General features: G+C 72.5%; 10 protein-coding genes. 2 read left to right on the top strand and 8 right to left on the bottom strand.

Annotation, left to right across the window (positions count from 1 at the left end; genetic code table 11):
* The coding region (locus tag HII36_RS48665) for a hypothetical protein (protein ID WP_173530202.1) at nt 1-499 on the bottom strand (499 nt) is incomplete at its 3' end.
* Nucleotides 500-851: 352 nt separating this feature from the next.
* Between HII36_RS48665 and HII36_RS48660 the strand changes: the two genes are divergently transcribed.
* Both HII36_RS48660 and HII36_RS48655 read left to right on the top strand, forming a co-directional pair.
* Entirely contained in the window at nt 852-1,607 is a 756-nt protein-coding gene (locus HII36_RS48660; protein ID WP_173530201.1) for a TetR/AcrR family transcriptional regulator, read from the top strand.
* Between the two features lie 276 nt (nt 1,608-1,883).
* Complete coding sequence (locus HII36_RS48655; RefSeq protein ID WP_173530200.1) at nt 1,884-4,610, top strand: DUF7825 domain-containing protein; 2,727 nt, start codon at nt 1,884-1,886, stop codon at nt 4,608-4,610.
* Nucleotides 4,611-4,628: 18 nt separating this feature from the next.
* Here HII36_RS48655 and nrfD read toward each other — a convergent pair whose 3' ends face one another.
* From nrfD to HII36_RS48620, 7 genes are all read right to left on the bottom strand, one after another.
* Nucleotides 4,629-5,585, bottom strand: coding sequence for an NrfD/PsrC family molybdoenzyme membrane anchor subunit (gene nrfD / locus HII36_RS48650; protein ID WP_173530199.1), 957 nt, complete (start codon nt 5,583-5,585; stop codon nt 4,629-4,631).
* Nucleotides 5,578-6,504 (bottom strand): 4Fe-4S dicluster domain-containing protein, encoded by a 927-nt coding sequence (locus tag HII36_RS48645; protein WP_173530198.1) that lies wholly within the window; start codon nt 6,502-6,504, stop codon nt 5,578-5,580. Before HII36_RS48645 ends, nrfD begins: the two co-directional genes overlap by 8 nt.
* Nucleotides 6,505-6,506: 2 nt before the next feature.
* Nucleotides 6,507-7,367 (bottom strand): formate dehydrogenase accessory protein FdhE domain-containing protein, encoded by an 861-nt coding sequence (locus HII36_RS48640; RefSeq protein WP_173530197.1) that lies wholly within the window; start codon nt 7,365-7,367, stop codon nt 6,507-6,509.
* Nucleotides 7,367-9,790 (bottom strand): formate dehydrogenase-N subunit alpha, encoded by a 2,424-nt coding sequence (gene fdnG, locus HII36_RS48635; RefSeq protein ID WP_173530196.1) that lies wholly within the window; start codon nt 9,788-9,790, stop codon nt 7,367-7,369. Before fdnG ends, HII36_RS48640 begins: the two co-directional genes overlap by 1 nt.
* A gap of 12 nt (nt 9,791-9,802) precedes the next feature.
* Complete coding sequence (locus HII36_RS48630) at nt 9,803-10,378, bottom strand: hypothetical protein (protein ID WP_173530195.1); 576 nt, start codon at nt 10,376-10,378, stop codon at nt 9,803-9,805.
* A 107-nt stretch (nt 10,379-10,485) separates the two neighbouring features.
* The gene (locus HII36_RS48625; RefSeq protein ID WP_173530194.1) at nt 10,486-11,205 is read right to left on the bottom strand and encodes a hypothetical protein; all 720 of its coding nucleotides are present in this window, start codon (nt 11,203-11,205) and stop codon (nt 10,486-10,488) included.
* A partial coding sequence (locus HII36_RS48620; protein ID WP_217370905.1) for a SelB domain-containing protein occupies nt 11,189-12,573 on the bottom strand: 1,385 nt, incomplete at its 5' end. The genes HII36_RS48625 and HII36_RS48620, both read right to left, overlap by 17 nt.

Raw genomic sequence — 12,573 nt, 5'->3', positions numbered from 1 at the left:
TGGAGAAGGCGACCGGCTTGTTCTTCAGGCCCTTGCCGTCGCCCCACTTGGTGATGACGTAGTCGACCTTGATGTGGCCCTCGCCACCCACGCCATCGACACCCAGGGTGTCGGTGTTGAACTTGCCGCCGGTCAGCGCGGCGAAGGTCTTGGCGTCCAGGTCCAGCATCACACCACGGCTGGAGGGATCACCGGGACCACGGTCACCCACGAAGAACGGCATCTTCTTGCCCTTGTACACCACGTAGCCCTCGGTCATCAGGGGCCACGACGGCGAGGCGACCAGACCCTGCTGCATCGGCTTGCCCGCGGCCGGCAGACCGGTGTCACCGGCGCGGCCCGAGGCGTCGTCCCAGAAGTAGGACGCGGTGGTCGAACCCTGCAGGAGGGTCTTGTCGTCGACGTTCGAGTCGGCGTGCGCCGCGGTGCTGGTGCCGATGGTCAGGGCGCCGAGAGCGGCGGCGGACAGCAGGGCAAAAGAACGCAGGCGAGCGGACATAGGTAAGCAAAATCCTTTGTTAGGGAACAAGGAAGGTCGCGCCCTCGTGGGAGCGAACGCTGCCGGGCACGATGGCCACGACCACGTAGGGCGCTGAAAAGCCCATGGGGAACCCTCGGGGTTCCGGATCCGCACTGGATGGCGGGGATTGTCGGCGGGGGTACCTCGGCAAAGTCCGGGTCTCTCACCGGCCAACACGTACAAGACTATGCCATGAATCGGACAAACGCAAACGAAACGTCATGAAACGGGCAATGATCTACCCTGGCCGGTGAAGGGCCATCCGATCCGCCGCGTCTGCGGGCGGGGGAGCATACTACGGGTGTAGAAGGCGTCTGGGGGTGGTCGCGGGATGGCAGGTCAGGACCGGCGCGCGGTGCTCGCCGACGTGGCGATCGAGCTGGTGGCCACGCAGGGCATCCGTGCTCTCACGCACCGGGCCGTCGACGCCGCCGCCGGGATGCCGATCGGCACCACGTCCGCATATTTCCGGACCCGGAAGGCGCTGCTCACCGGCCTGGTACGGCGGATGGCCGACCTGGACGAGGCCGACCTGAAGCGGCACGGCGTCCCCTCGGAGCCGCCGGGCGGCCGCCCGAGGATCGTCCGGGTCACCCGGGTCACGCCTGTCACCAGGGTCACACGTTTCCCGGCCCGTCCCCTGCCGCCGAAGACCACCCCCGCGACCGACGTGAGCGCGGCCTCGGACGGGCTCACCGGCGCCGACCTCGACCGGGTGGCCGGGACCATGGCCGTCATCATCGACCACTGGCTCGGCCCGGCACGCAACCGGTCGCTCGCCCGCTACGCCTGCTCGCTCGAGGCCGTGCACCTGCCCGAACTGCGCGATCTGCTCTCCCCGCACCACGCCGCGTCGCAGGCCGCGCTCAGCGCGCTCATCGCCAGGGCCGGCGTGCCCGATCCGGACCGCCGGGCGCGCGATTTCGGGTCGTACGTGGACGGACTGATCCTGCGCCGGGTGCTCGGCATGGCCGTCCCGCCACCGCCGCCGCCCGGCACGCCCGAGAGCGTGGCGGAACTGCGCGGCCTGCTCCGCGCGCTGCTGACGTCCGTGATCGGTCTGGACGAGCTCAGCGGAGCAGGTTGACCACCACGGTCAGCAGGATCGACAGCAGCACGGACACCACGATCATCGCCAGGCACCCGGCCCACCCGCCGAGCGCCCTGACCTCCCAATTCCCGATTCGCATACCCCCGCCGCTACCCAGGCGGGACGCGTTCACCGGAACCCGGTCCGGCGGCGCGAGCGAGATTGTCGCCCGCCGCCGCTAGGGTCCGTGCCCATGGCTGACGCAGTGGTGCCGTGCTCCGACGCACGATCGTCCAGGCTCGACCGGGCCGCCGCCCGTGCGGAGGCGGCGCGATGAGCGCGTGGGAGCGGGCGCGCCGGCTGATCGTCGCGGGCAACGCCGCCGCGCTGGCCGCCTTCGTGTGCGTCCTGGACGACGCCGGCCGCAAGGAGATCGCCTCCCACCTGGCCGGGCATCTGCGCGAGCGGGGTGCACGGCGCTGGGACGCCCGCGACGTCGAGCCGTTACGCGTGGCCGGGGCGGCCTGCTTCGGCGGCGCGGCGGAGGTCGCGTCCTGGCTGAACCGGCGCGATCTGCAGCTCTGGGACAGGCACGCGGACGACGCCGAGCGGCTGCTCGCCGTGCTGCGCTTCCGCGCGCCCGCCTGGCGCTCCGACCTGGCCTTACGCCTGGTCGGCCGGCTGCGCTCCACCCGCGATTCCGGCATCACCAAGACCCACGGTGAGCCTGGCTGGCAGCTGGCCGCCGGGCTGGTCGCGGAGACGGGGGTGGTTCCGCCGGACAACGACGCGTTCGTGCTGGGCTGGGTGTGGGCGTGGCAGGGCCGCTGGAACCGGAACGAAGCACCGCAAACGGCGCTGGCCGACGACCCGCTGCTGCCCTACATGATCCCCCGGCTGCTCGGCACGCCCGGCGTGGAGGTGGCGCTGCGCTGGAACGAGCGGATCTCCTGGCCGCGCCTGCTGCGCGGCCTCGTCGACCGGGGCCGGGTGGAACGCAAGATCCTCCTGGACGCCTGCGTCTCCCGCTTCGCCATCGGCGGCGACGAACGGCGACTCCGCCCGGCGGTGCAGGTCTACCAGGAGCTCGACACGACGGTCGAGGAGGTGCCGGTCCGCGACTTCACCCGGCTGCTGCCGGTGCTGCCCGGCGCGGCCACCCGGCTGGCGCTGGAGGAGCTGGGGCGCGCCGAGCGGGCGGGGCTGCTGAGCGACGAGCTGTTCGGCGAGGTGGTCGGCGCGCTGGCGTTCCGCGCCGAAAAGACGCTGGTCAAGCAGGCCCTGGTGTGGATCGCCAAGGCCGCGGACGCGGAGCGCGCGGCGAGGTCCGGGGCCGATCGTGGTGGGCGGGTGGCGGGGTGTCAGGTGGCGCTCGCGACCGTGCTCGGGCACGAGGATCAGGCGTTGCGGGCGCGGGCGGTGAAGCTGGCGGTCCGGCTCGCGCCCGCGGCCTCCCCCGAGGCTGGCGACGCGCTGCGGGAGTCGGCCGCGGAACTGCCCGCCGACCTGCGCGCGCAGCTCGCCCAGGCGTACGGCGAGGTCCTCGGGGACGATCTCCCGACCCAAACCCAGACCCAGACCCGAACCCGGACGCCACGCGAGAGCCTGCCGCACGAGATCCTGCCGCGCGAGTTCCTGCCGCATGCGATCCAGCCGATCACCACGGTGACCGAGCTGTTCGCCGAACTGCCCGCGCTGCACTGGTGGCGCGATCCCGAACGGCTGGAACGCGTCCTGGCCGCGCTGGTCGAGCAGTCGTACCGCGACCGAAACGCCGTGGCCGAGGCCGCGCTCGCCTGGCGCGGCGCGACCCTGCCCGAGACGCACGACTGGGCCTCCTCCGGGGATCCGCTGGAACAGCTCCTGGCGGCGACGGCCTCGCTGGCGACCACGAAATGGCGGCTGTCCCGCTTCCGCGGCTTCATCGGGGACGTCCACGCCACCTCGCCTGGTCGTATGGTCCTGCGGCGGCTGACCGAGATCCGTCGGCTGTTCCTGTCCGGCAGGACGATACCGGTGCTGCTGGCCACCCCCACCGTCTCCACCGGTCAGGTGGACCCGGACGTGCTGGTGAGCAGGATGGAACGGCTGGAATCGGCGGGCGTCGAACCGCTCGCCGCCGACTTCGAGCAGGCGTTGCTGCGGCTTCCCGCGCTGCCGTCCGGGGTCGACGCGGGTGTTGCCGCGCGGGCCAGGGCGCTGACCTCGCAGGCGGGGCGGCGGCTGGCGCGGTGGCTGGACGCGGGCGGGCTGCCACAGCCGGAGGTCCGCTGCGAGCTGGTGGACGTCACCGTGCCGGTCCCCGGCTATGCCTACGTCTTCGCCGGCCGTCTCCGCACCCATGAGGTGAAACGGCCACGGGCCGACGAAAGGTTCGCCGCGCTCCTCGACTGCGTGGCCGAGCGACCACCCGGCACCGACGGCCAGACGAGCGACAGCCAGGCGAGCGACGGCCGCTCCTTCGCTCCCAATGACATGCCCGAGTGGTGGGCGTGGACGCTGCCCACCCACCCCGACGTGCTGGCCGCCTACCTGCTCGCCTCACTCTACGTGAGCCCCGACGAGAGCTTCGGCTACACCACCGTCCTGACCGGGCTGGCCGGCACGGACGGCCGGTGCGGTTCCGCCGTCGCCCACGCGCTGGCCTGCGGGCTGGGCTTCAAGCGGCAGGAGGACCGCATGCGGGCCGCGGACGCGCTGCTCGGCCTGGCCGTGCGCGACCTCCTGCCCGCCGCCGAGTTGGGCCGCGCGGTGGCCGGGCTCGTCACGTCGGACGTGCTGGTGCTCACCCGCGTGATCTCCGGCCTGGCAGACGCCGCGCACGCCGGCGCGCACCGGCAGGTGTGGACGGCGATCGAGGCCATGCTCGCCGACCTGCTCCCCGGTCCCGGCGACCGGCCGCGGACGGGGTTGGCCGACCTGCTCGCGCTGGCCGTGAAGACCGCGGCGAGCTGCGGCGCGCGTGCCGACATCCCCGGCTTGGCCGAGGTCGCCGCCCGCCGGGGCAGCAGCCGTTTCATCCAGGAGGCCCGCCGCCTGCACCAGGAGATCACCGCCTGACAGGCAGGTGGTGACGGTCTAACAGGCAGATGATGACGGTCGGAAAGGCAGGCGGTGACCGCCTGACAGGCAGGTGGTGCAGGTCGGGAGGCCGGGTGGGACGCCGAGCTGCAGGCCGGGCTGGAGGCCGGGCTGGAGGCCGGGCTGGAGGCCGGGCTGGAGGCCGGGCCAGATGCCCGACAGTCGCTCGGTGGCGAGCCCGTACAGGCCGGGGATCAGCCCGGCCGCCACCACTACCCACAGCAGCGCCCACGGCGGCCCGAAGACCTGGCCGAGCGTGCCCGCCGCGACCAGCGTCACCGCGAACACCACGATCAGGGCCAGTTCCAGCAGCGCGTACAGGCGCTCGGAGACCTTGAGCAGGCCGGCGCTCGGACCGGCCTGCGGGCGGAAGCGGGCCAGGAACGACATCAGCGCGGCCGACCCGGCCAGCCCCGAGGCCAGGAACAGCCCGCCCAGCGCCCAGGTGTCGCTCCACACCGGCTGGTTCGACACCGACAGCAGCACCCCCGTGTACCCGGCGACGAACAGGCCGAACAGCGAGCCGACGACGTTGAACGCCCGGTTGTCCAGCACGCGGACCAGCGGCAGCCTGAGCTTGCCGTCGCGGACGAGCGCGGCGGCGAACGACACCGTGGTGATCGCGCCGAAGACGATCAGCGCCCACGAGCCGACCGACATCGGCGACCAGTGCTTGAAGTTGAACCCCTGGCCGCCCGGCGTGGTGTTCCACACCATGTGCCAGAACAGCAGCGGCTTGCCGAGGTCGAGCGCGAGCAGCAGCGGCGCGAGGAGCATCGGCGGGAACGCGACGTAGTAGCCGATCCTGGCCATCGCCTCGTCGCCCGGGCCGGCGCGGAACCTGAGCAGCGTCGCCAGGACGTACGAGCCGCCGGACAGGCCGGCCAGGAAGAAGTAGGCCAGGATGTACCACAGCCAGTCGGGCGGCCCCGCGAAATGCTGCACGTCACCCATCACCGGCACCCGTCTCACCGTCGCCCGTCTCACGAGCGCCTGTCTCAGAGGCACCCGTTCCTCCAGCGCCCGTCTCACGAGCGCCCGTCCCATCCGGCGGGTTCGCGGCTTCGGCTGCCGTTACGCGGTCCTTTCTGCGGCCCAGCGCGATCAGGCCGGCGAGCACGCCGAGCACGGCCGTGACCGCGGCCGTCAGGTAGGCGCCCGCGTTGTTGCGCCCGGGCAGGACGGCGTTCCTCTCATCCGGCAGCCGGTACTTCGGCGGCTCGTCCATGAGCAGGAAGAACGCGTTCAGCCCGCCGTACACCTGCTCGTCGTGGCCGTACAGCCGGGCCTGGGTCACGCCCTGCCGGTGCAGGGTGTCCAGGCGTTTCGCGGCCGTCTCGCGCAGCTCCGCGACCGGGCCGAACCTGATCGACTCGGTGGGGCAGGCCTTGGCGCAGGCGGGGGTCAGGTCGTTCTGCAGGCGGTCGTAGCAGAGGGTGCACTTCTGCGCGACGCCGGTCACCTCGTCCGCGCCGATCACGTCGTACGGGCAGGCGGCGATGCAGTCGCGGCAGCCGTTGCAGACGTCGGGCTGGATGAAGACCGAGTCGAACTCGGTGCGGATGATCGCCCCCGTCGGGCACACCTCCAGGCAGCTGGCCTGCCTGCAGTGCTTGCAGACGTCCGACATCATCAGCCAGACCTTGCCGTCGCCGGCGGTGACGCCCTCGTCCGGGACGTCGTCGTGGAACTGGACGTGCCGCCAGGTCTGGGCGTCGAGCCGGCCGGTGTTGTCGAAGCCGTCCAGGAACGAGGGGGCGTCGCCCGGCAGCCGGTTCCACTGCTTGCAGGCCACCTCGCAGGCCTTGCAGCCGATGCAGACGCTGGTGTCGGTGAAGAAACCGTACGCCTGGCCGGGGGTGATGTGCGGCATCTCTAGAACCCCATCAGGTTGGGCGTGATCTTGGTGTAGTCCTGTTCGGCCAGGTGCAGGTCGAACGGGATGGCGGTCAGTTCGTCCACCTGCGGCACGGCCCGGGGGTCGCGGCCGAGGTCGATGTCGATCAGGTAGCGGCGGCACGCCGGGCAGGCCTCTGCGCGCAGGTGCGGGAACGACGCGGCATCGCCGGCACTACGCCCCACGAGCGCGGGCGGCGTGCGTCCCGCCCGTGGGGACGACGCGCGTCCCACCTGCGAGGACGAGGCGCCGGTGCCGCGTCCCACGTGCGGCCCGTCGTCGCGGGCCGCCGCGTACACGGTGCGGCGGCCGTTCTCGCCGCAGTGCGGGCAGGCGGTGGCGGAGAAGCTCCACTCGTGCGCGCATCTCGCGCACGCCAGCATCCTGCGCCCGCTGACCAGCGGGTCCTCGCTCGGGACGCGGTAGCTGAGCTGGGGCGGTCCACCGCACGCGGGACAGCGTCCTGGCGGCGCCGCCGCGTCCTTCGAGGTGACGGGCACGACACGGAGTGCGGCGCGGGCGAGGTAGCGCTCGACGGGCGTGAGGTGTTCCGCGCCGGCCGCCCAGGCGTCCAGCAGGCCGTCGCGCTCCACCCGGGCCGCGGCGGCGGCGACCACGCCGGCCAGCGGGGGCGGCCCGGCGGCCGTCGTCGCCGCGACGACCTGGGGCAGCACCTCCGCCCGCGCCCACCCCACCGGATCGGCGGGCGCGGCGCGGCGGAGCCGGGCGTGCGCGGGCTCCCAGACGTCCACCAGCGCCAGGTAGAGCCCGAGCACCTCCCCCGCGTACGGATACCGCTCGCGCAGTTCCCCCGCTCTGGCCCGCTCCCGCGCGTACATCAGATCTTCTCGAGGTTCACCAGGAACGCCTTGTACTCGGGCGTCCGTGAGCTGGCGTCACCGACGAACGGCGTCAGCGCGTTGGCCAGCCAGTGCTGACCGGTGTTGATCCCGACGAACCCCCAGTGGATCGGGATGCCGATCTGGTAGACCTTCCTGCCGTCGATCTCCAGCGCGCCCAGCCGCCTGGTCACCACGGCCCGCACCTCCAGCTTGCCGCGCCTGGACGACACCCGTACCCGGTCGCCGGTCTCGATGCCCTTCTCGCGCGCGAGCCCGGCGGGCACCTCGACGAACGCCTCCGGCTGCAGTTGCACCAGGTGCTCGACGTTCTGCGTGACGTAGTGCTCGTGCTCGGTCAGCCGGTACGAGGTGGCCACGTACGGGAACTCGGCCACGGTGCCGAACCGGTTCTCCCGGCCGGCCCGCTCGTCGTACAGGTAGGCCGCGGGCGTGGCCGAGACCTGCGGATGCAGCGGGTTGGCGACCGGCGACTCGATCGGCTCGTAGTGCTCGGGGAACGGCCCGTCGGCCACGGCGTTGCTGAACAGCCGTCCGACGCCCTCGCCGGTCATGATGAACGGCAGTGGCGCGTCCGGGCCTGGGCCGGTCGTCGGCGGGTAGTCGGGCACGTCGCCGACCCACCGCCCGTCCTGCCAGGCGATGCCGGGACGCGACGGGTCCCAGGGCCTGCCGTTCTCGTCGGCGGAGGCCCGGTTGTAGAGGATGCGGCGGTTGGCCGGCCAGCTCCACGCCCAGTTCGGGTACAGGCCCATGCCGCCGGGGTCGTTCCCGGCCGGGTCCTGGACGCCGTCGCGCCGCTTGGCCAGGTTGCCCTCCTCCGGGTAGTGGCCGGTGTAGATCCAGTCGCCCGCGCTGGTGGTGCCGTCGTCCTTGAGCTCGGCGAACGTGGACAGCCGCCTGCCGGTCGTCAGGTCCCGGCCGTTGATCTCCTGGGCGATCTCGTCCAGCTCGGGTTTCCTGGGGTTGCGGTACGGCAGCGCCATCTTCACCACCGGGTCGGGGAACTTGCCGCCCTGGGCCTCGTACAGGTCTCTGACCCGGAGGAACAGCTCGGCCAGTATCCAGTGGTCGTGCCTGGCCTCGCCCTCCGGCGGCAGGATCTGCTCCTTCCACTGCACCCAGCGGCCGCTGTTGGTGAACGAGCCGTCCTTCTCGATCCAGTGCGTGGCGGGGAGCATGAACACCTCGGTCCTGACCGCCGCCGGGTCCATGCCGGGCGCGCGCCAGAACTCGGAGCTGGTCGTGGCGAACGGGTCCATCACGCACAGCCACTTGAGGTTCGACAGCGCCTGGAGCACCTGGTTGGAGTCGGGGCCGATGCTGGTCGCGGTCATCCCGGACAGCATGACGCCCTCCATCCTGCCGCGGAGCGCCTGGTCGAAGATGGAGATCCAGGACGCGTTGGCGGCGGGTTTGGGCAGGTGGTGGAAGGCGAACTCGTTGTCCTCGGTGGCGGCGTCGCCGTACCAGGCCTTGAGCAGGCTGACCAGGTAGCGGCGGTAGTTCTCGCCGAAGAAGTTCACCGCCCGGGGATGGTGCTTGACGCTCGCGCTCTCGTCCAGGTACGCCTCGACGTCCTTCTGCCCGGGGGCCGGGATGCGCAGGTAGCCGGGCAGGATGTCCCAGGAGATGGCGTGGTCGGTGTTGCCCTGGATGTTGGCGTGGCCGCGTTCGGCGTTCATGCCGCCGCCGGGGCGTCCCATGTTGCCGAGCAGCAGTTGCAGGATCGCGCCCGAGCGGATGAGCTGCACGCCGGTGGTGTGGTGGGTGAGGCCGACCGCGTACACGATGGTCATGACCTTGTCCGGCCGGCCCATCTCGCCGACCAGCCCGCACACCCGCAGGAACTGCTCGCGCGGGATGCCGGTGATGCGCGCCACCGTGTCGGGGTCGTAGCGCCGGTAGTGGGCGCGCAGCAGGTTGAGCACGGATCGCGGGTGGTCGAGGTCGATCCTGGCGTGGCCGCGCTCGTCCGTCTCGTACGCCCACAACTTGGTGTCGTAGACGCCCTGCTCCGGGTCGAAGCCGTTGAACATGCCGTCCTCGAAGGAGTAGCCCTCCTTCACCACGAACCCGGCGTTCGTCGCCCAGCGCACGTACTCGTCGTGGTGGAGATCGTTGCTCAGGACGTGGTTGATGAGCCCGCCGAAGTAGGCGACGTCCGTGCCGGTGCGGATCCGCACGTACAGGTCGGACACCGCGGACGTCCTGGTGAACCGCGGATCCGCGTGGACGATCTTCGCGCCCCGGTCCAGCTTGGCCCGCATGAGCCAGCGGAAGCCCACCGGGTGGGCCTCGGCCGGGTTGGCGCCGTTGACCAGGATCAGATCGGCGTGCCTGATGTCACGCCAATGGTTCGTCATGGCCCCGCGGCCGAACGTGGCGGCCAAACTGACCACCGTGGGACCGTGTCAAACACGGGCCTGTTGTTCGAGGTGAACCAGGCCCAACCCCCTCATCAGCTTCGTGGCGAGATATCCCTCTTCGGAGCTGAACGCGGCGCCGCCGGCGAAGGCGATGCCCTCGCAGCGGTTGACCACGTTGCCGTCGGCGTCCTGGGTGACGAACGTGGCGTCACGCGCGGACTTGATGTTCCTGGCCAGCCGGTCGAGCGCGAACTCCCACGACACCCGCTGCCAGCCTGCCGCGCCCGGCGCCCGGTAGAGCGGCTGCGCCACCCGCCTGCGCGAGACGGCCAGCTGCAGGGACGTCGCCCCCTTCGGGCACAAGGTGCCCTCGTTGACCGGGCTGTCCGGGTCGCCCTCGATCTGCAGCAGCTCGGTCCTGCCGTCCGCGTTCTTCCTCGTGTACGTGACGAGCGAGCAGCCCACCGCGCAATACGGGCACAGGGAGTGGCCGAGCGTGGCGCCTTCGATGCGTAAGCGCTGTTTGACCCGGGTGGCGGCGGCCAGGTCGAACCCCAGGGCCGAGCCGCCGAGCGCCCCCGCCGGGCCGAGGCTCAGGAATTGCCGCCGGCTGACGTCCATGCGCGGACCCTCCCCTCTGGTGCGGCCGTGGGCTCCGGCTGTGGCTCGCGACCGGGTGAGTGGGTTTTCAACCGTATTTCCACCGTATGGTTCGGCCGCTGAGGCGTCTACCCCTGGGCGAGGTGGAGGTCGTGGCGTCCTGCGGGGTCGCCGGGGTTGCGCAGCAGGTCGAGTACGCGCGGATCGGCCGGGACCAGCACGCCCCGATCGCCACGCCCGGCCGCCGCCCTTAGTGCTTCCCGCCACGCGCCGCGCCCCTGCGGCACCTCCACCGCCGTCCATCTGCCTGTTTCCGCCTGGTATCCCCCGTCGGGCAGCCGCCGCACGTACGGGCACGGGTCGTGCGGCGGGTTCCCGTCCGTGACGAGGACGAGGCGGTCGCGGCTCAGCCGGACGAGCGTGGCGAGCGCGGCCGGGGCAGGCGGCGGCACCGCCACGACCAGCAGCGACCGGTACGTCAACGCGGCCAGCGCCGCCACCAGAACCAGCGGATCAGCCGGGTCCGGCGGGTTGGGCGGGTCGGCCGGCTGCTTGGGGTCGGCCGGGTCCGGCGGGTCCTGTGGTGGCACTGCTCTGTGATCCAGCCAGAGCGCGTCGGCCCCGGCGGCCTCGAAGGCCACCGCGTCGGCCAGCCACTCACCCAGTTCGCCCTGAGGGGGTCCCGCCATCACCACCCCGACCGCGACCCCCGGCACGTCGCCCTTCGTCACGTCAGGTCCCGGCACCTCGCCCGCAGGCACCGGAACCTCCGGGACCACCGGCACCGCGGCCACCGGCATACCGCCTTCCCAGCCCGCCTGCGCGTCGCGGTCAGTCGGCGGGGTCATGGTGGTGGCTCCCGTCCACGTCGAGGTCCTTGTCCGTGATGACCACCCGCAGCCGGTCGTCGATGCGGCGGGTGAGCCCGAGCCTGTCCAGGTGTTCGAGCAGCGGGATCGCCACCCGCCGGGAAGTGCCGAGCGCGATGCGCGCCTCCCCGGCCGTGAACGGCTGCGGCAGCCCGCCCAGAACCCGCGCCGCCGCGACGTCCGCACCGGGCAGCAGCACCACCCCGTCGGACAGCCGCAGCACCAGCCCGGCCCGCGCCGCCCACGCCACGGTCCGCGCGTTCAGCCCGAGCGCCGCCAGCCGCGCCCCCTCGGGCACCTGGTACGGCGCCCCGGCCAGCTCGGCCCGCAGCCGATCGACAGCGGCCGCCACGTCGGCGGGCACCCCGGTACCGTCGATGCGCCCGTCGGCCAGGCTCAGCGGCGCACACGTCTTGACCAGCGCATCGACCAGTTCCCTTGCGGGCAGGGCGAGCGCGGTGCGCGCGGCGTCCGCCGGGATGCCCGGCTGCTCACCCACGAGGGCCTTCAGCCGTTCCACGAGTTCGGTCCACCGATCGGGATCGACCACCCAGTCCCCGGCTCCGGGCACGTCGTCGAGCTGCTCCGGGTCGCATCCCATGGCGGCCAGTTCGCTGCGCCGTACGATGCCCCGCCAGCGGAGCACGGTGGCCGCGTCAGGCACCCGTCCCACCTGCTTCCCCGCGCCCCCGGACGCAGGGCCGACGGATGCGGAGGCGCTGTCCGTCAGGCCGAACGGTGCGAGCTCCTGTGCCCGCCGCGCCGCCGCCCCTCGCCGGCGCAGCGACGGCGGCCGGACGTCGAGCACGACCACGCTCGCGATCGGCCGCCCAGAGCACCGCAGCAACGCCCGATCACCGATCCGCAACGGCAACCCCCGCGCCAGCGTCAGCCGAGCCAACCCGGTCCAAACCGCCCCATCACCCGCCGGCACGGAAGGCACAGCGGCAGGCGCTGCGTAAACCCCAGCGGGAGGCGCGACGGAAGCCCCGGCATGAGACGCGGCCGGAGGGACCGGCGCGGCCAGGGGCCGGGCGTGGATCGGGACCGACGCCGACCCCAAATGCAGCACCGCCTCACGCGGCACCGGCCCCCCGGACACCCGCACGTCCACGACCTCGGTCTCCACCCACGCCCCAGGCGTGAGCAGCGTCATCCCCCTCGACACCCGCCCCCGCTCGACCCCACGCAGATTGACCGCGACACGGGCGGTGCCGGTGATCTCGGTGACCGGCTCACCCAGCGCCTGCAGCGCCTTGACCCGTACCCGCTCCCCAGCCCGCACCCGCTCGACCGCGGGCCCGCCACCGCGCCCGGCTGCGGACCCACCGCCCCGCACGTCATCGA

Source organism: Nonomuraea antri (assembly GCF_013283785.1).
Lineage (GTDB): Bacteria > Actinomycetota > Actinomycetes > Streptosporangiales > Streptosporangiaceae > Nonomuraea > Nonomuraea antri.
This window is presented reverse-complemented; position numbering and strand designations above follow the sequence as displayed.

What these genes read in the sequence shown, in the direction of transcription:
- HII36_RS48660 (WP_173530201.1), top strand. Translation starts at nt 852, where the DNA reads ATGGCAGGTCAGGACCGGCGCGCGGTGCTCGCCGACGTGGCGATCGAG.
- HII36_RS48655 (WP_173530200.1), top strand. Translation starts at nt 1,884, where the DNA reads ATGAGCGCGTGGGAGCGGGCGCGCCGGCTGATCGTCGCGGGCAACGCC.
- HII36_RS48640 (WP_173530197.1), bottom strand. Translation starts at nt 7,367, where the DNA reads ATGTACGCGCGGGAGCGGGCCAGAGCGGGGGAACTGCGCGAGCGGTAT.
- nrfD (WP_173530199.1), bottom strand. Translation starts at nt 5,585, where the DNA reads ATGGGTGACGTGCAGCATTTCGCGGGGCCGCCCGACTGGCTGTGGTAC.
- HII36_RS48645 (WP_173530198.1), bottom strand. Translation starts at nt 6,504, where the DNA reads ATGCCGCACATCACCCCCGGCCAGGCGTACGGTTTCTTCACCGACACC.
- HII36_RS48625 (WP_173530194.1), bottom strand. Translation starts at nt 11,205, where the DNA reads ATGACCCCGCCGACTGACCGCGACGCGCAGGCGGGCTGGGAAGGCGGT.
- HII36_RS48630 (WP_173530195.1), bottom strand. Translation starts at nt 10,378, where the DNA reads ATGGACGTCAGCCGGCGGCAATTCCTGAGCCTCGGCCCGGCGGGGGCG.